This window comes from Stenotrophomonas sp. YJH_SMC_32 (genome assembly GCF_059369975.1).
Map to the genome: position 1 here is coordinate 1 of NZ_JCAFTE010000008.1, position 20186 is coordinate 20186.

24 protein-coding genes are annotated in these 20186 nt (G+C 67.7%); 13 read left to right on the forward strand and 11 right to left on the reverse strand.

Translation table 11 applies throughout. From position 1 onward, the window contains the following. Window positions 1-517: 517 nt before the first annotated feature. The 4 genes from AC5P7S_RS11690 to rnfB all read left to right on the forward strand — a co-directional run bounded on the left by AC5P7S_RS11690 (window position 518) and on the right by rnfB (window position 4240). Window positions 518-961, forward strand: coding sequence for a DUF2147 domain-containing protein (locus AC5P7S_RS11690; protein WP_065179246.1), 444 nt, complete (start codon window positions 518-520; stop codon window positions 959-961). A 99-nt stretch (window positions 962-1060) separates the two neighbouring features. Further along, window positions 1061-3133 (forward strand): methionine--tRNA ligase, encoded by a 2073-nt coding sequence (gene metG / locus AC5P7S_RS11695; protein WP_095377654.1) that lies wholly within the window; start codon window positions 1061-1063, stop codon window positions 3131-3133. A gap of 78 nt (window positions 3134-3211) precedes the next feature. Then, on the forward strand, window positions 3212-3802 hold the full coding sequence (locus tag AC5P7S_RS11700) for an HAD family hydrolase (protein WP_005418147.1): 591 nt from the start codon (window positions 3212-3214) through the stop codon (window positions 3800-3802). 24 nt (window positions 3803-3826) lie between these two features. Continuing rightward, a complete protein-coding gene (gene rnfB, locus AC5P7S_RS11705) occupies window positions 3827-4240 on the forward strand; it encodes an Rnf electron transport complex subunit RnfB (protein WP_005418154.1) in 414 nt (137 codons plus the stop codon). Between the two features lie 50 nt (window positions 4241-4290). Here the strand turns inward: rnfB and AC5P7S_RS11710 are convergent, their stop codons facing one another. Beyond that, window positions 4291-4638 carry a RidA family protein gene (locus AC5P7S_RS11710; protein ID WP_005418155.1) on the reverse strand — a complete coding sequence of 116 codons (348 nt, stop codon included), beginning with the start codon at window positions 4636-4638 and terminating at the stop codon, window positions 4291-4293. Between the two features lie 193 nt (window positions 4639-4831). Between AC5P7S_RS11710 and mprF the strand changes: the two genes are divergently transcribed. After that, window positions 4832-7396 carry a bifunctional lysylphosphatidylglycerol flippase/synthetase MprF gene (gene mprF / locus AC5P7S_RS11715; protein ID WP_005418156.1) on the forward strand — a complete coding sequence of 855 codons (2565 nt, stop codon included), beginning with the start codon at window positions 4832-4834 and terminating at the stop codon, window positions 7394-7396. 71 nt (window positions 7397-7467) lie between these two features. Here the strand turns inward: mprF and AC5P7S_RS11720 are convergent, their stop codons facing one another. From AC5P7S_RS11720 to AC5P7S_RS11735, 4 genes are all read right to left on the reverse strand, one after another. After that, window positions 7468-8814 carry a virulence factor family protein gene (locus tag AC5P7S_RS11720; protein ID WP_170944908.1) on the reverse strand — a complete coding sequence of 449 codons (1347 nt, stop codon included), beginning with the start codon at window positions 8812-8814 and terminating at the stop codon, window positions 7468-7470. A gap of 78 nt (window positions 8815-8892) precedes the next feature. After that, window positions 8893-9510, reverse strand: coding sequence for a DUF998 domain-containing protein (locus tag AC5P7S_RS11725; protein WP_005418159.1), 618 nt, complete (start codon window positions 9508-9510; stop codon window positions 8893-8895). Next, entirely contained in the window at window positions 9507-9680 is a 174-nt protein-coding gene (locus AC5P7S_RS11730) for an oxidoreductase-like domain-containing protein (protein WP_049415754.1), read from the reverse strand. Before AC5P7S_RS11730 ends, AC5P7S_RS11725 begins: the two co-directional genes overlap by 4 nt. Window positions 9681-9729: 49 nt before the next feature. Next, the gene (locus AC5P7S_RS11735; protein ID WP_095377656.1) at window positions 9730-10332 is read right to left on the reverse strand and encodes an HD domain-containing protein; all 603 of its coding nucleotides are present in this window, start codon (window positions 10330-10332) and stop codon (window positions 9730-9732) included. 229 nt (window positions 10333-10561) lie between these two features. Here AC5P7S_RS11735 and AC5P7S_RS11740 point away from each other — a divergent pair, with 229 nt between their 5' ends. After that, window positions 10562-11713, forward strand: coding sequence for a transglutaminase-like domain-containing protein (locus tag AC5P7S_RS11740; RefSeq protein ID WP_095377657.1), 1152 nt, complete (start codon window positions 10562-10564; stop codon window positions 11711-11713). Between the two features lie 7 nt (window positions 11714-11720). On the opposite strand, the gene AC5P7S_RS11745 is transcribed toward AC5P7S_RS11740, so the two are convergent. Further along, a complete protein-coding gene (locus AC5P7S_RS11745; protein WP_005414225.1) occupies window positions 11721-12056 on the reverse strand; it encodes a zinc ribbon domain-containing protein YjdM in 336 nt (111 codons plus the stop codon). A gap of 179 nt (window positions 12057-12235) precedes the next feature. Between AC5P7S_RS11745 and AC5P7S_RS11750 the strand changes: the two genes are divergently transcribed. From AC5P7S_RS11750 to AC5P7S_RS11760, 3 genes are all read left to right on the forward strand, one after another. Continuing rightward, window positions 12236-13597 (forward strand): Hsp70 family protein, encoded by a 1362-nt coding sequence (locus AC5P7S_RS11750; protein ID WP_005418167.1) that lies wholly within the window; start codon window positions 12236-12238, stop codon window positions 13595-13597. A gap of 229 nt (window positions 13598-13826) precedes the next feature. Then, a complete protein-coding gene (locus AC5P7S_RS11755; protein ID WP_080104338.1) occupies window positions 13827-14120 on the forward strand; it encodes a YkgJ family cysteine cluster protein in 294 nt (97 codons plus the stop codon). An 11-nt stretch (window positions 14121-14131) separates the two neighbouring features. Then, window positions 14132-14314 (forward strand): hypothetical protein, encoded by a 183-nt coding sequence (locus AC5P7S_RS11760; protein WP_005410566.1) that lies wholly within the window; start codon window positions 14132-14134, stop codon window positions 14312-14314. 49 nt (window positions 14315-14363) lie between these two features. On the opposite strand, the gene AC5P7S_RS11765 is transcribed toward AC5P7S_RS11760, so the two are convergent. From AC5P7S_RS11765 to AC5P7S_RS11775, 3 genes are read right to left on the reverse strand one after another with little or no spacing between them, the layout of a single operon-like run. After that, window positions 14364-15245: a DUF4097 family beta strand repeat-containing protein gene (locus AC5P7S_RS11765; protein ID WP_095377658.1), complete on the reverse strand. Its 882-nt coding sequence runs from the start codon at window positions 15243-15245 to the stop codon at window positions 14364-14366. A gap of 11 nt (window positions 15246-15256) precedes the next feature. Beyond that, window positions 15257-15790 carry a hypothetical protein gene (locus AC5P7S_RS11770; protein WP_095377659.1) on the reverse strand — a complete coding sequence of 178 codons (534 nt, stop codon included), beginning with the start codon at window positions 15788-15790 and terminating at the stop codon, window positions 15257-15259. Further along, the gene (locus AC5P7S_RS11775; protein ID WP_005418173.1) at window positions 15787-16365 is read right to left on the reverse strand and encodes an RNA polymerase sigma factor; all 579 of its coding nucleotides are present in this window, start codon (window positions 16363-16365) and stop codon (window positions 15787-15789) included. The genes AC5P7S_RS11770 and AC5P7S_RS11775 overlap by 4 nt, the downstream gene beginning before the upstream one ends. A gap of 126 nt (window positions 16366-16491) precedes the next feature. Here AC5P7S_RS11775 and AC5P7S_RS11780 point away from each other — a divergent pair, with 126 nt between their 5' ends. Both AC5P7S_RS11780 and AC5P7S_RS11785 read left to right on the forward strand, forming a co-directional pair. Beyond that, entirely contained in the window at window positions 16492-16671 is a 180-nt protein-coding gene (locus AC5P7S_RS11780) for a hypothetical protein (RefSeq protein WP_005418175.1), read from the forward strand. 35 nt (window positions 16672-16706) lie between these two features. After that, on the forward strand, window positions 16707-17300 hold the full coding sequence (locus AC5P7S_RS11785; RefSeq protein ID WP_095377660.1) for a mechanosensitive ion channel family protein: 594 nt from the start codon (window positions 16707-16709) through the stop codon (window positions 17298-17300). Window positions 17301-17822: 522 nt separating this feature from the next. Here the strand turns inward: AC5P7S_RS11785 and AC5P7S_RS11790 are convergent. Both AC5P7S_RS11790 and AC5P7S_RS11795 read right to left on the reverse strand, forming a co-directional pair. Further along, entirely contained in the window at window positions 17823-18089 is a 267-nt protein-coding gene (locus AC5P7S_RS11790; protein ID WP_005418184.1) for a DksA/TraR family C4-type zinc finger protein, read from the reverse strand. A gap of 170 nt (window positions 18090-18259) precedes the next feature. Next, window positions 18260-18817: a DUF2058 domain-containing protein gene (locus AC5P7S_RS11795; RefSeq protein ID WP_095377661.1), complete on the reverse strand. Its 558-nt coding sequence runs from the start codon at window positions 18815-18817 to the stop codon at window positions 18260-18262. Between the two features lie 63 nt (window positions 18818-18880). On the opposite strand from AC5P7S_RS11795, the gene AC5P7S_RS11800 reads away from it, so the two are divergent. After that, window positions 18881-19381, forward strand: a complete 501-nt coding sequence (locus AC5P7S_RS11800) for a M48 metallopeptidase family protein (protein ID WP_053499398.1) — start codon at window positions 18881-18883, stop codon at window positions 19379-19381. 47 nt (window positions 19382-19428) lie between these two features. After that, the gene (locus tag AC5P7S_RS11805) at window positions 19429-20127 is read left to right on the forward strand and encodes an RNA pseudouridine synthase (protein ID WP_005418190.1); all 699 of its coding nucleotides are present in this window, start codon (window positions 19429-19431) and stop codon (window positions 20125-20127) included. Window positions 20128-20186: the final 59 nt, after the last annotated feature.

The window sequence follows — 20186 nt, forward strand, 5'->3', positions numbered from 1 at the left end:
AGGCCCGAGCGACTCGGCCAACTCCACGGCTTGGTGCTTGAACTCATCGGTATACCTACGACGGGTGATACGGGACATAAGGGACCTCCAAGTGCGATCAAAGTATCGCTTCTTGGCGTCCGCTGACGGGGGGCCAGATCATCTGACCCCATCGCCGACCCCATCGCCGCCACCGGAAACATCATCCACGCATGGCGTGGATCTACCGTGTCGACCAAGGTCGACACCTACCAACAGCCGAAGGAATTTGTCAGAGGTGGGGCGGTGTGGGTGGGCAGGACCGTTGGCGCCATGGATGGCGCCATCGAGCCCCCAAGGATGGGTTTACGGCGTGTCCTGCCCACCCACACCGCCCCGCCATCCCAAGGAATCCCGCCGTTGAGGTTGCCGGCCAGCGGCCGGCACTACCGCGGGTGCAGGGCGCAACCCTGCAACGCCCCCTTCCCCATACTCCGCCGAATGGGTATACAGTCGACCCATGCCGGCACCGTGCCGGAATGAACCCTGGGAGGGGACCATGCGCAAGACCTTCAAGACCCTGCTGCTGGCATTGCCGATGTGCCTGGCCGCACTCTCGGCGCAGGCCGCCGACGGCGCCGCCGGCCGCTGGAAGACCATCGACGACAAGACCGGCAAGGTGAAGTCGATCGTCGAGATCACCCAGGCCCCCAACGGCACGCTGACCGGCAAGGTGGTCGACATCCTGCACTCGGACAAGGGCCCGAACCCGGTCTGTGACGGCTGTGAAGGCGCCAACAGGAACAAGCCGGTGAAGGGCATGACCATCCTCTGGAACCTGAAGGCCGACGGCGCCAACAAGTGGTCCGGCGGCACCATCCTCGACCCGGCCAACGGCAAGACCTACAAGTCGAAGATGGAACTGCAGCCCGGCGGCACCCGGCTGGACGTGTCCGGCTGCATCGCCTTCATCTGCCGCGCGCAGACCTGGCAGCGCGAATAAGCGCCCCGCACCTCCGTCAACCCGTGACCCGGCCCCGGCCGGGTCACGTCGTTGCGGGCATGCGATAATCTGCGGTTCCCCTCGGATCCACCCGCGACCATGACCCGTACCGCGCTCGTCACCACCGCCCTGCCCTACGCCAACGGCCCGCTGCACCTGGGCCACCTGGTCGGCTACATCCAGGCTGACATCTGGGTACGTGCGCGGCGAATGAGCGGCGGCAGGACCTGGTTCGTCTGCGCCGATGACACTCACGGCACACCGATCATGCTGGCCGCGGAAAAGGCCGGGGTCACCCCGGAAACCTTCATCGCCAACATCCAGGCCAGCCACGAACGTGACTTCGCCGCCTTCGGCGTGGCCTTCGACCACTACGACTCGACCAATTCGGCGGCCAACAAGGCGTTGACCGAGCAGTTCTACCTGAAGCTGGAAGCGGCCGGCCACATCAGCCGCCGTTCGGTCGCGCAGTTCTACGACCCGGCCAAGGGCATGTTCCTGCCCGACCGCTACGTCAAGGGCATCTGTCCGAACTGCGGCAGTCCCGACCAGTACGGCGACAACTGCGAAGTCTGCGGCGCGACCTACGCACCGACCGACCTGAAGGAACCGCGTTCGGTCATCTCCGGTGCCACGCCGGAAATGCGCGATTCGGAGCACTTCTTCTTCGAGGTGGGTCACTTCGATGCGTTCCTGCGCGAATGGCTGGCCGGCGATGTCGCCCTGCCGGGCGTGAAGGCCAAGCTGGGCGAGTGGCTCAATGCCGAGGGTGGCCTGCGCGCGTGGGACATCTCGCGCGATGCGCCGTACTTCGGCTTCCAGATTCCCGGCCAGCCGGGCAAGTACTTCTATGTCTGGCTGGATGCACCGATCGGCTACCTGTCCAGCTTCCAGACCCTGTGCGGCAGGATCGGTGAGGACTTCGAAGCGCACCTGCGTGCCGGCACCGCCACCGAACTGCACCACTTCATCGGCAAGGACATCGTCAACTTCCATGGCCTGTTCTGGCCGGCGGTACTGCACGGAACCGGCCACCGCGCGCCGACCCGCCTGCACGTCAACGGCTACCTGACCGTGGACGGCGCCAAGATGAGCAAGTCGCGCGGCACCTTCGTGATGGCCCGTACCTTCCTCGATGCCGGCCTGGAGCCGGAAGCGCTGCGCTACTACTACGCCGCCAAGTCCGGCGGTGGCGTCGACGATCTCGACCTGAACCTGGGCGACTTCATCGCCCGCGTCAACGCCGACCTGGTCGGCAAGTTCGTCAACCTGGCCAGCCGCTGCGCCGGCTTCATCAGCAAGCGCTTCGACGGCCAGCTGGCCGCGCAGCTGCCCGACGCGGCGCAGTACCAGCGCTTCGTCGATGGGCTGGCGCCGATCCGTGAAGCCTACGAGCGCAACGACCCGGCTGCGGCGATCCGCTTGACCATGACCCTGGCCGACGAAGCCAACCGCTACATCGACGACGTCAAGCCGTGGGTCATTGCCAAGCAGGAAGGCGCCGATGCGCAGCTGCAGGCCGTGTGCAGCCAGGGCCTGAACCTGTTCCGCGTGCTGGTCACCGCCCTGAAGCCGGTGCTGCCGGCCACCGCCGCGCAGGCCGAGGCCTTCCTGGCCGCGCCGGTGAACGACTGGACCGAGCTGGCGCAACCGCTGCTGGGACACCGCATCACCGAGTACACCCCGCTGTTCACCCGTATTGACCCGAAGAAGATTGACGCCATGATCGACGCCTCCAAGGACACCCTGCAGCCGGCGGCTGCCGCTGCCCCCGCTGCCAAGCCGGCCGCCCCGGCCCCGGCCCCGGCCAAGGACGAAGCAAAGAGCGCCGACGCGCCGGCCTACATCGGCATCGACGATTTCACCAAGCTCGACCTGCGCATCGGCAAGGTGCTGGTCTGCGAGTTCGTGGAAGGTTCGGACAAGCTGCTGCGCTTCGAACTGGACGCCGGCGAGCTGGGCAAGCGCCAGATCTTCTCCGGCATCCGTGGCAGCTACGGCGAACCGGAGAAGCTGGTGGGCCGCAGCGTGGTGTTCATCGCCAACCTGGCCCCGCGCAAGATGCGCTTCGGCCTGAGCGAAGGCATGATCCTGTCGGCCGGCTTCGACGGTGGCGCACTGGCGCTGCTGGACGCCGACAGCGGCGCGCAGCCGGGCATGCCGGTTCTTTGATGCCTGCAGCGGGCGTGGTTACGGCCACGCCCGCCGGCAGCTCCGGCCCCGGGAGGCAACGCGATGGGAAGCAACGCAATGGAACTGGCGCTGTTCGACTTCGACCACACCGTGACCACCTGCGATACCTATGGCCGCTTCCTGCGCCGCGTGGCCACCGCCGAACAGCTGGCACAGGCATGGTGGAAAGTCGGGCCGTGGCTGGCCGCGTACAGGTTGAAGCTGATCTCGGCCGAACGCATCCGTGCACGCGTCACCCGCCTGACCTTCAGTGACCGCCACAGCGATGACATCGCCACGCTGGCCGCAGGCTTCTCGCGCGAGTTCCTGCCCGACGTGGTGCGCCCGGAAATGCTGGAGCAGATCCGTTGGCACAAGGAACAGCAGCACACCGTCGTGATCGTGTCCGGCTCGCTGGACCTGTACCTGCGGCCGTGGTGCGAGCAGCTGGGCCTGCAGCTGATCTGCAACCGGCTGGAAAGCCAGGACGGCCGCCTGACCGGCCGTTACGCTGGTGGCGACTGCGGCCCGCGCAAGGTCGAGCACATCCGCCGCCAGTTCGATCTGTCGCGCTACGTGCGCATCCATGCCTATGGTGACAGTTCCGAAGACAAGCCGATGCTGGCGCTGGCCCACGAGCGCTGGTTCCGCGGCAAGCCCCTGAAATAACCCAACGCGCAGCCTTCGCCACGCATGAGCCTGATCCCGCCCCTGACCGAACGCCTCGACCGCCTGCTGCCGCAGACCCAATGCGGGCAATGCGGCTATGACGGCTGCCGCCCGTACGCGCAGGCAATGGCACGTGGCGAGGCCGGTGTGGACCGCTGCCCGCCGGGTGGCGACGCCGGTGCACGGGCGCTGGCACAGGTGCTCGGCGTACCGGCGATTCCGTTCGATCGTTCGCGCGGCGAGCACAAGGCGGCCCAGGTGGCGTTGATCGTGGAAGCCGACTGCATCGGCTGCACCAAGTGCATCCAGGCCTGCCCGGTGGACGCCATCGTCGGCGGCGCCAAATACATGCACACGGTCATTGCCGACCTGTGCACCGGCTGCGAGCTGTGCATCCCCCCGTGCCCGGTGGATTGCATCGAGCTGGTGCGCCTGTAACAGGGGTCAGATCCCTTTCCGCAGGAAAGGGATCTGACCCCATCCCGCAGTTACGGCACCGCTGCCGTCACCACGATCTCGACCTTCCACTCGGCGTGGGCGAGCTTGGCTTCGAAGGTTGCGCGGGCCGGAGTCGCGCCCTCGACCACCCACTCGTCCCACGCCTTGTTCATGCCGTCGAAGTCGGCGATGTCGGCCAGGAACACTTCCGCACGCAGCACGTGCTGGCGATCACTGGCGACCAGCGCCAGCAGCTTGTCGATCTCCGCCAGCACCTGCCGGGTCTGGCCGGTGATGTCCTGGCTGGTGTCTTCCGGAATCTGGCCGGAGAGGTAGGCGACCTTGTTGTACACGGTCATTTCGGACATGCGCGGTCCGACGTCGTAACGCTCCATCATGGGCGTGGCTCCTGCGGGTGATCAGGCCCGCATTGTCCTCCAATCCGGTCAACGGTGGGTGCACGGGTCCCCCGCGCGACGCGTCACTACCGGGCTCCGACACATCTGCTGGTCAAATGGCGGCGACAGGCGCACGATGCGCCACGCCCCGCGTTGACACCGCACTCGCCCCTCCTGACGCACCCTTGCGCCGATGACCGCAGCCACCAACCCCGCCGCCGCTTCCTCCACCCCGGCATGGAAGCGGGTCCTCACCATTGTCGTTCCCCTGCTGATCCTCTCGCTGGCCCTGCATGGCCTGGCCAGTGAATTCGATGAGCACGGCTACCGCGCCATCCGCCAGGCGTTCCGCCAGCTCAGTGGCCTGCAGATCACGCTCACCGTGATGCTCGGCCTGGCCAGCTACGCCTGCCTGATCGGCTTCGATGCCATCGGCCTGCGCCGCAGCGGCATCCGCGTGCATCCGGCACGCATCGGCATTACCGCCTTCCTTGCGCATACGCTGGGCCAGACGGTGGGCTTTGCCGCGTTGACCGGTGGCGCAGTGCGCCTGCGTGGCTACCGCAGCGCCGGCCTGGACCTGGCGCAGATCGGCCAGGTGGTGCTGATGAGCACGCTCGGTTTCGTGTTCGGTGCGTGGCTGTTGATCAGCGTGGCGCTCTGCATGGAACCGGCGGCAGCGGCGTTGGCATTGCCACTGAATCCCGATGCCGTGCGCATCGTCGGCATCGTCGCCCTGCTCGCCTATCTGGGTACCGTGCTGCTGGTCGGTCGCGATGGACGGCAGTTCAGCGTGTTCGGCCATGCGTTGTGGCTACCCGACCGCCGCACCATGCTCGGCGTCACCGTGCTCAGCGTGATCGAGCTGGTGCTGGCCAGCGCCGCGTTCTATGTGCTGCTGCCGGACTCGACGCCCACCGGCCTGCCCGGCTTCGTCGGCCTGTACCTCGTCGCGGTACTGGCCGGCCTGGTCTCGACCGTGCCGGCCGGCCTGGGCGTGTTCGAATGGAGCCTGTTGAAGCTGTTGCCCCAGGTGGCACCGGCGGCGGTGCTGGCGGCCGCCTTGATCTACCGCGTGACCTATTACGTACTACCGCTGGTGCTGGCCACGTTGCTCGCCCTTGCGCCCGCGCTGCGCCAGCCGCTGCAGGCCAGTGCCGGGGCAACCCGCGCAGGCTGGAACGCACTGCGCCCATGGTTGCCGCAGATCATCGCGCTGGCGGTGTTCAGCATCGGCGCCGCGCTGGTCATCGACGGCACGCTGCCCACGCCACGCCGGCACCTGGTGAATGCTTCGCTGCCGATCCTGGAAACCTCGCACCTGATCGGCAGCCTCAGTGGTGTCGCGCTGCTGCTGATCGGGCAGGGCCTGGCCCGTCGCAGCCACGCGGCGTGGATGCTGGCGATGGCGGTGTGCGTGGTCACCCCGCTGCCGCTGTGGCTGCGCGGTGGCCAACCGTTGATCGCCGTCTCGGCGGTGCTGGTGGCGATGGCGCTGTGGGCTGCGCGCCGCGAGTTCTACCGCCAGGGTGCGCTGCTGGATGAAGCCTGGTCGTGGCCGTGGCTGCGCAACCTGGGGCTGGTGCTGGTGGCGGTGACCTGGCTGCTGTTCTTCACCTACAGCCATGTCGAATACCAGAACGAGCTGTGGTGGCAGTTCGCGGTCTCCGGCAACGCACCGCGCGCGTTGCGCGCGTTGCTGGTGGTGGCCATCGCGCTGGTGATGTTCGGCCTGGCGCGGCTGCTGCACAGCACGCGTAGCCCGCTGCCCGCCGCCGATGAAGCGACGCTGCAATCGCTGGCGCCGGTCCTGGCCGGTGCCACCGACACCCAGGCCTGCCTGGTGCTGACCGCTGACAAGGCAGTGCTGCGCGATGAAGCGAAACTCGGCTTCGTGATGATGCAGCGCTATGGGGGTTCGCTGATCGCGATGGGCGACCCGGTCGGCCCGCCGGACGTCGCCCGCGCATTGATCTGGCGCTTCCGCGAGGAAGCCGACCGCCTCGGCCTGCGCCCCGTCTTCTACCAGGTCGGCGAGACTTACTGGCAGACCTATCTCGACCTTGGCCTGGGGCTGGTCAAGCTGGGCGAAGAAGCGATGGTGCCGCTGCATGATTTCGGCCTGGAAGGGCGCGAGCGCGCCGACCTGCGCCAGGCCTGGAACCGGGGCAAGCGGGGTGGCCTGTCCTTCCGCGTGGCGCCCGTGGAGGAAATTCCCAGCCTGCTGCCGCGCCTGCACGCGATCTCCAACGCATGGCTGGAAGACAAGGCCGGCGACGAAAAGGGCTTCTCGCTCGGCAGCTACGACCCGGATTACCTGGTGCGCTTCCCGGTGGCGCTGGTCGAGGCCGAAGGCCAGATCGTGGCCTTCGCCAACCTGTGGCAGGCACCGGCCGGCGCCGAACTGTCGGTGGACCTGATGCGCCACGTCAGCGAAGCACCGAAGGGCACGATGGACTTCCTCTTCATCGAGCTGTTCCTGTGGGGCCGCGCACAGGGCTATGCACGTTTCTCGCTGGGCATGGCGCCGCTTTCCGGGCTGGCACAGCATCGTCTGGCTGGCCGCTGGAACCGGCTGGCCGGCCTGCTGGCGCGGCATGGCGAACGTTTCTACGGGTTCAGTGGCCTGCGCCGCTTCAAGTCGAAGTTCGATCCGCAGTGGCGGCCGCGCTATCTCGCCGCGCCCGGCGGCATGCACCTGCCGGCGGCGCTGCTGGACGCCACGCGCCTGATCTCTCTGGACCCGCGGCGCAACTGACGACCCGCGCCACCCGGCAGGTGTCGACCTTGGTCGACACGGCGGCGACAGTGGTCGGGCATGGCTTGACGCTACGCCCCGCCCTTGAGGATCACCTCGGCCAGCCGATCATAGTCACCGCCGAAATGGTGGTCGCCCGGCAGCTTCACCCGCTTCACGCCGTCATTGGCCGGCAGGTCCGGGCACAGTGCGTCCTCGTCCTTGTCGCCATATACGCACAGGGTTCTTTCCGTCGGCAGCCTGGCCACTTCCGGAGCGATCGGCAGGCCATCGCCGCCACCGCCCAGCCAGTTGCTGACGTGGAATTCAAAGTCGGCCTTCCTGCCTACCGACAGCAGCACGATACGATCCAGCGCTGCGCGGGTATCGGCATCGAGCTGGTTGATGGTCGCCGGCAGCACGTCGGCGCCCTGCGAGAAACCGATCAGCATCACCTTGTCGCGGTGCCACTGCTGGCGGTAGTGGTCGATGATCTTCTGCAGGTCAGCGGCGAAGCCCTTCGGCGTGCGCTCGCTCCAGAAGTAGCGCAATGAGTCGATGCCGACCACGGCCACGCCGTGCTCGTTGAGCGACGACGCCACGTCCTTGTCCAGGCCGGCCCAGCCACCATCGCCGGAAACGAATACCGCCAGCGTATCGCCGCTACCGGTCGCCGGTACTTCCACCACCGGCAGGCCTTTCAGCGCGGCCGGCGGCGGTGCCAGACTGACCCCGGCCTGCGCGCCGATCACCCGCGCCGCGGCCACCAGACCGGGTGAGGCATCACCGCGCGCGGTTCGCTTGAATTCGCGTGCCATGGCGACCTGCTGAACGAACCGGCTGGCCTCGCCCACCTTGCAGCCGTGATCGCCAGCGGCACTCAACCACGGAAAATTCAGTTCGGCGGGCTGCAGCGTGTTGTGCTTCACACCATCGCCGCAGACCATGCGCTCATGGTTGTGGTCCGGGCAGAAGCCGGTGGTCAGCAGGCCGGCAAACACCTGGGTGTCGGCCTGCGCCGCGAGCGAATAGGCCATCTCGGCACCCTCGCCGTCACCGCCGACCAGCGGCAGGTGGTAGCCGGGCAGATGCAGGGACGCCTGCAGCCAGCGCGAGAAGTTCTCGACGTCACCGGCGCCGAACGAGCAGGTCGGATCACCCTCGCGCTTGAGCACCCCGCGCAGGTGCGCGATGTCCACAGCGGCAACGATGGCGCCGTCGGCACGCAGGGCTTCGATCGGCAGGCGGCTGGTGTCACCCCCTGGGGTGGGCTCGTGGAACCAGATCACCACCCGCTGCGGCGTGCCGGCCGGCATGTGCACCGGAATCTGCTCGAACCGCCCGTGGCTGAACTGCTGCACGTTGGCCGCCGCCATTGCCGGCAGCGCCGCCAGCGCCAGAACCACACCCATTGCCCTGCCCAGCCCTGCACGCTTCATATCGCATCCCCGATGGAATGCGCACACGATACGCCGCCACCGCGTGCACGGCACGTACCGGTGCAGGCCGTTGGCGATTCAGTCGGCCGTGGTACGCCGACTGCGCCGGTACAGTGCCAGCGCCAGGTACAGCAGCCAGCCTACGATCACCACGATCACGACCTTCTGGCCCAGCCCGCGCGGCGGACCGGCGCGCCACAACACATGCAGCCACAACAGTACGAACGCCAGCCAGGCCCAGCCCCAGAGCAGGCTCGCGGCGGACTGCCAACCCGGTTCGCGGCGCAGGTACCAGGCCTGCAGCAGCATGCCGACGCTGGCACACAGGAACGCCGTGTTGGCCGCCAGCCCATGGATGAACGGTGCCAGCAGCGGCGTCGCTTCCGGCAGCCAGCTGTCACCGATGGCGACCGTGGCCAGGCCCAGTGCCGAGACAGTGAACAGCAGCGGCGCCGCCGCGCTGCGCCGCGGGCCGACGCTGCCCCGGTAGAGGCTGATGCCGAGCAGGGCGATCGCCAATGCCAGCAGGCAGTAGGCCGCGCGCAATGCCAGCCCCCACGGCCCGTGCAGATAGAGGCTGAGCGTGGCCCGCACCCAGTCCAGATCGGTGCGTGCGAACTGGGTCCACAGCGCGGTGGCCACGAACAGCAGCAGCGCCGCCAGCGCCAGCAGTGCCGCTGGGCGCGCGCGGCTCATGTGGACGCCTCCGGGTGCCGCGCCAGCCATTCGGCCAACGCCTTGCGATAGCGCTGCAGCTCGTCGGCATACAGGTCCAGCACACATAGCGGGCAACCGCTGCCGCAACATTCGTTCGGACCGGGCTCTTCCGGCGGCAGCGGACGGGGATCGGGATCAGGGACGGACACGGTTGGAAGCGGCAATCGATGGAAACGGGCCCCAGTGTACCGGGCTGGTTCAGCGGCCCAGCTGCCGGCGCAGGTTGTCGCGCGCGGCAGAGTCGAGGCGCTGGTGGAAGAATTCGCTGAGGAAGATGCGCGGTGCACGCAGCAGGCCCTGCAGGAAACGGCGGCGGCCGGCGCGATACAGGAAGCCTGGCACCACGCCCTTGTACTCTTCGGCCACGCTGCGGTCATAGGCGCTGAACACCGGCTCCGGCGCGGCCAGGATCGCCATGTCGCAGTCCAGGAACAACGCGGCCTCGGCATCGACATCGTCCGGGGCGAGCTCGCCATGGCGGGCAGTCAGCAGGATCAGCTGCTCGACCCGGGCCGCGTCGACCATGGCAAGTTCCGGCGCCTGCGCGATCGCCTGCAGGGCCAGCTGCGCCGAACGCGCTTCGTTGTCCTTTCGCCCCGCCACATAGATCGCATCGTGGTAGAGCGCGGCCAGGTAGACCTCGGCCGGCTGCTGCCAGCCTGGACCGTCGGCAACCTCCTGGCAGTGCTGCAGCACCGCACGCACGTGGCCGAAGTGATGGTAGGCACGTGGTGGCGTTGCATAGCTGTCCTGCAGCGCCTGCCACTGCGCCGGAGCGAGCGTCAGCGGGGAGAAGTCCATGACCGGATCATCCCGCCTGCGCCGGTAGCGGGCAAGCCGGCCATTTTTTCACCACACCGTCACAACGCTCTCCGCACGGGGCCCCAACGCGGTTGTCCACAGCTTTGTCGAGCGCTGGTCCACACCGGCTGTGGATGAACGCGCGGACCGACCAGCGGTCACTGCAGGGGTGCGCGCACAGGTCTACACTCGCCTCAGGCGGGAGCGCCCGCCGCTGCCGGGAGCCGTCATGTACCGTCCTGCCGCCCGATCCGTTCTGCTCGCATTGGCCGCATTGGCGGCACCCTCCGCGATCGCACTGAACCCTGACGCGAGCGAAGCCCCTGCGGTCGCTGCCAGCACCACCGCGCCGACGATTCCAACACCGCAGCAGGTGTTCGCGATTCCACCGGCCATGCTCGATATGCTGCACACCCAGGTGACCCGTCGCAGCTATTCGCGCGAGCAGCGCCTGCAGGCGCTGGTGGAGATGATCTTCGACCGCCATGGCATGGACCTGCAGTACGACGCCGACGCGACCCTTACTGTCAGCGAGATCTGGCAGCAGCGACGCGCCAACTGCCTGGCCTTCACCCTGATGTTCGTCGCACTGGCACGCGAAGCCGGCATCCAGGCGCGCGTGCAGGAAGTTGGCCAGGTGGTGTCGTGGTACCAGAACCAGGCCCAGGGCCTGGTCTACAGCGTAGGCCACGTCAATGCCGGGGTCGGCTTTGCCGGCCGCTTCGCCACCGTCGATCTGGATCGCAATGTGCTGTACGACCGCCGCGGGCCGCTGCCGATCAGCCAGGCGCGGGCGTTGGCGCACTTCTACAACAATCGCGGTGCCGAACGCATGGCCAGCGGCGACCTGGCGGGCGCACGTACCTTCTTCGATACCGCGCTGGCGCAGGACGGCAGCTTCGCTGCCACCTGGAACAACCTGGGCGTGCTGGAAAACCGCACGGGCGATACCGCCGCTGCACGCCGGGCTCTGGAAAGGGCGCTGCGACTGGACGGCCGCCAGGATGCTGCACTCACCAACGCCAGCGCCCTCTACCGCAAGCTCGGCATGATTGCGCAGGCCCAGGCGCTGGAGCAGCGGTTGCAATCGGTGCAGCGCGAAGACCCATTCGCGCAGTACATGCTCGGTGCCGAGGCCGAACGCGCCGGGCAACTGCAGCAGGCGATCCGCTATTACCGGCAGGCCGTGCGCCTGTACGACACCGCGCACCAGTTCCACTTCGGGCTGGCGCGGGTCTATTTCCTGGCGGGCCAGCTCAAGCACGCCGATCGTGAGCTGCTGCGTGCACAGGAACTGGGCGGGGCGCCGCAGCAGGCGCGCTACCAGGCCAAGCTGGACAGCCTGGCCCGCTGGCGCGCACAGCAGCAGGCCCGGCGCTGAAGGCCGGTCAGGCCTTCTTGAGGAAGCAGGTCTTCAGGACCAGGCCCTTGATCTTGTCCGAATTGCCTTCGATGTGCTCGGCATCGTCCTCGACCAGGCGGATGTTGCGGATCACGGTGCCCTGCTTGAGCGGGATCGAGGAGCCCTTCACCTTCAGGTCCTTGATCACGGTGACGGTGTCACCGGCCTGCAGGGTATTGCCGTTGCTGTCACGCACGACCAGGGTCGAACCGGCACTTTCCTCGGCGGTCCATTCGAAGCCGCAGTCGGCGCAGATCCACAGCGCGCCATCGGCGTAGGTGTTTTCCAGGGTGCACTGCGGGCAGGCAGGGACAGAAGACATCAGCAAGTACCTCAAAGTGAATCAACAGCTGCCATTGTAACCGCCCGGCTCCCCCGGCATTTTCCGGGCAGTACGCCGCGACCTCCTTGACCCGGCCCGGAACAGGAAACCGCGGGACCTTGCAGTCAGCGGCGAACTGCAGCAGAGTGCGCGGCCCCTGATCGCCCCCGGAACTCCCCATGCGCCTCGGCATCGACTTCGGTACCAGCAACTCCGCCGCCGCCATCGTGCATGAAGGAAAACTGCTGCCGATCCGCTTCGGCGACGCCGAGCAGTTCCGTACCAGCGTGTACTTCCCCGGCGTGGTGCCCGACCCGGATGACTTCCAGCTCGATGACGGCCAGGAGCACCAGCTGCAGCAGATGATCGACAGCGCTGCGCGTGCGGCGCGCGCCGCCGGCCAGCAACGCACGCCGCAGGCGCTGCGCCGCGAAGCCCTGCGCGCGCTGCGCCGGGAATGGATGGAAGCCCGTGCCGGCAAGGAACGCAGTGCCAGCGACCTGCTGCAGAATGCGGTCTACGGTGACGAAGCGCTGGAAGCCTATTTCGAGGAACACGAAGGCAACCTGGTGCAGAGCCCGAAATCGATGCTCGGCTACAACCTGCACCCGCGCGCCAAGCAGACCATCACCGGCATCGCCGCGCACATCCTCGAACACATCCGCCTGACCGCCAGCGCCCAGCTCGGCCAGCCGCTGAGAGCGGCCCTGCTTGGGCGTCCGGTGCAGTTCCGCAGCTCGATCGGTGCGGCCGGCAATGACCAGGCGCTGGACATCCTGCGCGAAGCCGCCAGCCAGGCCGGTTTCGACCAGATCGATTTCCTCGAGGAACCGGCCGCGGCGGCCATGCACTATCACGCCGAAAGCCGCGAACGGCACCAGGCCGTGATCGTCGACATCGGCGGCGGTACCACCGATATCGCCCACGCCGAAGTCGGCGGCGACGACGCCCCGCGCATCCACCGCGCCTGGGGCATCGCCCGCGGCGGTACCGACATCGACCTGGCGCTGAGCCTGTCCAGCTACATGCCGCTGTTCGGCCGCGGCATCACCCGCGTGCCCGCCCACCACTATGTGGAAGCGGCCACCGTGCAGGACATGACCCGCCAGCGCGACTTCCGCCAGCACAAGTATGACCATGTCGACAATCCGTGGGGCGCGCGCCTGCAGGCCCTGCAGGACACCGGCAATACCGCCCGCCTGTACCGCGACGTCGAGCGCGCCAAGATCGCCCTCAGCGCCGCCAGCGAACATCGCAGCACGCTGGACTACATCGCCCGCGACCTGCATGCCGACAGCAGCGCCGACGGCCTGGCCGCAGCCGCGCATGGTTATCTGGAGCAGCTTCGGGAGCTGCTGGCCCAGGTCCGCAGCGACATCGGCGGCGACCCGGACGCGGTGTTCCTGACCGGCGGCATGTCCCGCGCCGGGTATCTGCGCCAGGCCGTTGCGGAGGCCTTCCCGCGCGCCCGCATGGTCCACGGCGAGCCCTCGCTGGGCGTGGTCCAGGGCCTTGCTTTGGCGGCAGCAAGCCAGGATTAACAAAACGTTACGCGATCTAAGTTACTCTTGGTCGGCTAGAACCCTGCTGCACCTTCCACCGGCCACGCCGGTGTGTGTCCACGGTGCAGCCTGGCCCGCCCTGCGGGCCTAGCGGCCATGCCTTCCTGGCTCGTTCATGGTCCGCGTACCACCGGAGCCGCCATCGAGACCCGCTTTGGGCACCCGCCAGGCCCCTGAGGCCTTACAACCTGACGCAGCACATGCACCCATCGACTGCCGCCGTTGTGACGCGGTCTGTTGCCGGCTGCCCGTGTTGCTGCAGCCCGGCGACCACGTGCCCGGCCAGTTCCTGTCACGCGACACCCACGGCCGTGCCGTGATGGCGCGCAACGAGGAAGGCTGGTGTGCGGCGATCGATCCCTATCACCTGCGCTGCACGATCTATTCGCAGCGCCCGGCGATCTGCCGCCAGTTCTCGATGGGCGGCAGTGACTGCCGCCGTGAGCGGCAGGACTACCTGCGCCAGGCCGACGCCTGGGCGCTTTCCTCCCCTTCCACCTGACAGGAGCAACCATGCCCCGCAAGGCAAAGACCCCCGCGAAGGCCAGCAACAGCATCCGCAGCGAACGCAAGGGCGCGGCCGCCAGCACCGTGGTCAGCAGCGACTCGATCGCTTCGGACCTGGCAGCGTTCCGCAAGGCCGGTGGCAAGATCGAAGTCCTCGGCACCACCTGGGCGCTGAAGAAAGCCAGCTGACCCAGTACCGACCGCGGCGGCGCTGCCGCCGCGGCCTGCCGGATCGCGCTCAGCGTTCCAGGCTTACCCGAACACTGCCCGAATGCGACTGGATGCGGATATCACCGTCGCCGCTGCCCAGCCGCGTATCAAGATGGCTGCCGGGGCCGTAGCGCGGCCGCTCCACCTGGCCGGCATCGCTGTTGATCGACCCGCTGAAGCTGTTCACCGACAGCTGCGCCGAAACCGCGCGTGGCAGGCGCAGGTTGACCGACGCACTCACCGATTCGACATTGATCCGGCCCCCCGGCGCCAGCCCGGCCGCCGACAGATCGATGCTGCCCGATACGGTTTCCACCGCCAACCGCTGCACCCGCCCGGCATCGACCTCGACCCGGCCGGATACCGTCTGTGCACCGATGTCACCGGACACGCCGCCACCGGCTTCGATCCGGCCGCTGACCGTGTTCACATCCAGCTTCGGGGTCTGCAGGCGCGCGCTGACACCGCCACTGACCGTATTGAGCTTGCTGTCGCCGCTGCGACCGGAGGCGCTCAGGCTGCCGCTGACCGTGTCGGCCTGCAGGCGACGCACATCGATGCCGCTGATGTCCTGGTTGGCACTGACCGTGCTCAGCAGCAGTTCCACCGAACGCGGCACGTTCAGCACCAGCGTCGCGCCACCGTTGTTGTTGCGACGCGGATACTCGATTTCCCAGCGTACGCGGTTGGCACTCTTCTCCTGGCGCAGCTGGAGACCATCGCTGAGCGTACCGGTGAGCTGCACGTCGTTGCGGTCCCAGCCACGCACGGTCACTTTGCCGGCCACGTTGCTCAGTTCGATGCGGCCGCCGGCGGCCAGGTTGTGGCGCTCGTCGATCCGGGTGTCAGCCAGGGCCACTGCGGGCAGCAGCAACAGCGCGCAGCAGCAGGTCATCAGGGTTCGTGTCATCGGGGGTCTCCTCAGGTCGTCAGGCCGGACTCGGCGGCATAGGCCGCCTGCCGGGTCAGTTCCAGCCGCAGCGCATAGGTGCGCTTGAGCTGGCCAAGCAGGTGAGGCGCACGTGGATCCTGCGCCAGCGCGGCCTGGATCTGTGCCGCGCTTTCATCCAGTTCGTGCAGGGCCGGCTGCCATTCCGGTGCCCGGCCTGCGGGCAGCGAGGCCACCGCCTGCCGGTACTGCTCGGTCATCGCCGCAGCCTGCAACTGCAGGGTAGACGGCACCGGCGCATCCGGCTGCACGTGGCGCCATGGCGCCACCGCGTACAGCGCCAGGCTGGCCGCCAAGACAGCGCCGGCCGGCAACCACCCGCGGCGCCGCGAACGCGCTGGCAGCACCACCACGTTGTCGGCCGGCACAGGCGCCGCCTGCGGCTCGCGCGGCGGCAGCTGCGCCGACAGGCGCGCCCAGCCATCGGCGGGAACATCTCGCTCGCTGGGCAACGCGCGCAGCCGGGCCAGCAGATCGTGATCGGAATCGTGTTCGTGTGTACTCATGTCATGTCTCCCAGCCGTGCGCGCAGCAGGCCGCGCGCACGATGCAGCTGTGCCTTTGAACTGCCGACGGCCATCTGCAGCTGCTCGGCGATTTCCTGGTGCTTCCAGCCTTCGATGTCGTGCAGTACCAGTACCGCACGCGCCCTCGGAGGCAGCGTCGCGAGTGCGCGCTCCAGGTCGCGCTCGGTACCGGCACAACGGTCGTGCACCGCCAGCTCCTGCAGGCCGCCGTCGACCTCCTCCAGACTGTCGTGGTCCTGCCCGGCGGCGCGCCCGCGCAGTTCCATCAGTGCGGCGTTGACGCCCAACCGGTGCAACCAGGTCGACAGGCTGCTTTCGAACCGGAACCCCGGCAGCGCCTTCCATGCCTGCAGGAACGCTTCCTGCAGGGCATCCTCGGCACGCGCCTGCTGCCCCCCGCACAGGCGCCACAGTACGGCGAACACGCGCGGCGCATGGCGCCGGTACAGCAGTTCGTAGGCCGCAGTGTCACCGGCGGCGGCCGCCCGCACCAGGGCGGGTTCGTCGACAGGGGCGTGGGCGGCAGGCGGCGCTGGCATGGTGGTGTCGAGCATATCGCTTGGATGCGGCGACCCGGAAAAAGGTTTAGAGCCGATCGCCGATCAAGGCCATGCAACCTTTTCGACGATGGCTGCATCCATGGAAGGTCATTCGAGAAAACACCTCCAGGGAGTTCCGCCATGTCCAGCTCGTCCTGCGCCGCCCTGCTGGTAATCGTCGCTTGCGTCGTGCTGCAGGCATCGGGCCTGTCCTTGCGGTTGTGCCCCGACAACGGCCGCGCCTGCCTGCAGCAGCATCGACAGGAGCTGGTCTGCCTGGCGTGGTCGCCGATGGTCGAAACCCCGGCACGCGCCGGGTAACATCGAGGCCGTTCCCGCCACCTGTTTTCGCCCCCATGATGTTGTCGCTGAAGGATCATCTGCCGGCCTGGAGCCACCCATGGCTGAACTACGCGGGCGTGGCCCTGCAGATCGTGCTGGTGCTGCTGGTCGCCTGGCTGCTGCGGGTACTGGCCCGTCGCCTGATCCGGCGCTTTGCCGAGCACTACACGCTGCCACCTGAAATGGTGATGGGCGCGCGCCGGATCACCAGTTTCGTGGTCTATTTCAGCGCCCTGCTGTATGTCCTCAGCCTGCTCGGCGCGAAGCCTTCAGTGCTGTGGACCGCGTTCACGGGCTTCGCGGCCGTGGGCGCAGTGGCCTTCTTCGCGGCCTGGAGCGTGCTCTCCAACATCTTCTGCACGTTGCTGATCTTCACCACTCGCCCGTTCCGCCTGCATGACTACATCGAAGTGCTGGAGAACGGCGAGAAGCCGGGCCTGAAGGGGCGGGTGATCGACGTGAACCTGATCTACACCACGCTGCAGGAAACCGGCGACGGCCATGAGGGTACGGTGCTGCAGCTGCCGAACAACCTGTTTTTCCAGCGCACGGTGCGCCGCTGGCGCGACCCGGCGCAGGCACCCGGCGGCATCCAGGGCGACGGCTGAGGGTGGGGTTTTCGGCAGGGCTGCGCCCTGCACATGCAGAGGCCGAAGCCGAAGCAAGATCAAGAGCGGCATTCCGTGGGATGGCGGGGCGGTGTGGGTGGTCAGGACACGCCGTAAACCCATCCATGGGGGCTCGATGGCGCCATCCATGGCGCCAACGGTCCTGCCCACCCACACCGCCCCACCTCTGACAGATTCCGCGCGCTGTTGGTGGGTGCCGAACGTTGGTCGGCACATCTGTCAGATATCGATAGTCAGAATTGGATCCGACCCCGTGCCGACCAACGGTCGGCACCCACCATCAGCAGCAGGTTCCAACAGATCGCGGAAATCTGTCGAAGGCGGGGTGGGTCCGGTTGAGGGGGCGTGAGCCGCATGGATGCGGCGACCGAGCTTACATGGACGTACTTGCAGCGTCCCCCTCAATCGGACCCACCCCGCCATCCCACGGATAGCACGCTTTTGCCGTTGCCGTTGCCGTTGCTCCAAGCAGGTGCAGGGCGCAGCCCTGCCGAGCACCCCTTACCTCAGCTGGCTGTCCTTGCTGCCACGCCGGTTGTAACCGGCATGCGCCTGCTCTTCTTCGTCATGCGCCTGCTGGCACGCCACGCACAGGCGAACTCCCGGCACAGCACGACGTCGCGCCAACGGAATCGGCGCTTCACATTCCTCACAGTGCTCGAGGCCCGGGCCCTGCCGCAGCTGGCGGCGCGCGCGGGCGATCGCATCGTCGACGGTGGCGTCGATCTGGTCCTGGACCGCGCCATCTCCCGCCCAACCGGTGGCCATGGTCTTCCTCCGCAGGTGTGTCGCCTGATATGGGGACGATACACCCGCGCACAAAGGAGCAGGCCAGTGTTGCGCCGAGCCGTGCCCGGTGCGCCTTCAGCAAGCTGAGCAGAACGCCAACGGATCCAATCGGGGCGATCGCGACTTAATCCCCTCCGTCCCCTTTTTGCTTACCAGATCAGGTCGTCCGGCACCTGGAACTGGGCGTAGTAGGCGTCGTCCTCGGCGTTGCCGGTGGAGATCTCGGCACTCGAGCCCGGCTGGCCGTGGTCGACGATGATCGCCTCCGGGGCCCGCTCGCGCACCTTCTCGGCGGCGGCGCGCGGCAGCAGGGCGTAACCCTCGCCATTGGCGACGATGACCAGCACGCCCACCGACAGCGCCTTGCGCAGCTTGGGGTCGATCAGCAGGGTGCGGATCGCCGCGCCATCGCTGAAGCGATACTCGTCATCGCCCTTGTGGGGTACTGCATGGGCCGCGATGATCTGCTTCGCCTGTGCCTTCTGTTCCGCCTGCCTGGCCTGGGCATTGCGCTCGGCGGCCAGCGCACGGTCGCGCTCGACCTTCTCGGCACGGGCACGTTCAGCCTCACGCTGGACCTCGGCCGAGGCCGATTCGGCCTTGCCCTGGCGGGCCTTGGCCTGCTCCCGCGCGGCGGCGCTGGCCTGCGACTTCTTGGCCAGACCTGCCTTGAGCAATTGTTCCTGCAGCGCGTTGGGCTTTGCCATGGTTGGTACATACCGCGTGTAATCTTGGATGCTTCCATTCTACCGACGCCCCGCCGCCCCTGCATGGCAGTCCTGAAGTACCTCACCGGCTACCCCGAACCCCTGGTCGCCCAGGTCAGCGAACTGCTGGCGCAGGGCAAGCTCGGCCCCTGGCTGCAGCAGCGCTATCCCGACCCGCACGAGGTGCGCAGCGACCGCCAGCTGTACGACTACACCCAGGCGCTGAAAGATCGCTACCTGCGCAAGTCGGTGCCGCTCAACAAGGTCTGCTACGACAACACCCTGGAAGTGATCAAGCACGCGCTGGGTACGCATACCGCCATTTCCCGCGTGCACGGCAGCCGCCTCAAGGCCAGCCGCGAGATCCGCATCGCTACGGTATTCCGCCAGGCGCCAGCGGCGTTCCTGCGCATGATCGTGGTGCATGAGCTGGCCCACCTGAAGGAAGCCGACCACAACAAGGCCTTCTACCAGCTGTGCCAGCACATGGAACCGGATTACCTGCAGCTGGAGTTCGATACCCGTCTGTACCTGACCGAGCTGGCCAACCGCAGCCAACGCTGACCGGCCGCAGCAGCTACACTGCGCGCCCCCTGCCCGACCTGCCCGCCATGGAACCGATCCGTCTCGACAAACGCCTGTCCGCCCTGCTCGGCATCCCCCGCGGCGAAGCGCGGCGCTATATCGAAGGCGGCTGGGTAACGGTCGACGGCGAAGTAGTGGAACAGCCACAGCGCCCGGTCGATGACAGCGTGGTGATCGTCGTGGCCGAGCAGGCCAGTGATGAAAAGGCCGAGCGGGTCAGCATGCTGCTGCACAAGCCGGCCGGCGTTGCTGCTGAGACCCTGTGTGCGCTGGTCAGCAGTGACAGCCGCAGCGAACTTGATGCCAGCGACATCCGTCCGTTGCAGCGCCATTTCCACGGCCTGCAGCTGGCCGCTGCACTTCCGGCCAGCGACAGCGGCCTGGTGGTGGTCAGCCAGGATCCGGCCACGCTGGCCCATCTACAGCGCAATCTGGGCCGCACCGAACAGGAATACCTGATCGAAGTGGCCGAAGGCGGCCCCGAGCGAGGACCGTGGCTGCTGGCGCGGCTGCAGCAGGAATCCGGCGGCGCGAAGGTCAGCTGGCAAAGCGAGCAGCGCCTGCGCTTTGCCGGCAAGGGGCTGACCGCCAAGGGGCTGCGCGTGGCGGTGACCGCCGCCGGGCTGCAGGTGCTGGCCGTGCGCCGGCTGCGCATCGGCCGCGTGGCCTTGGGGCCGCTGCCGCCGGCGCAGTGGCGTTACCTGGGCAGCGACGAGCGGTTCTGAGGCCTGCGGGTCAGGGCCCTTTCCTGCAGAAACGGGTCCGCCCCCATCCTGACGCCCCG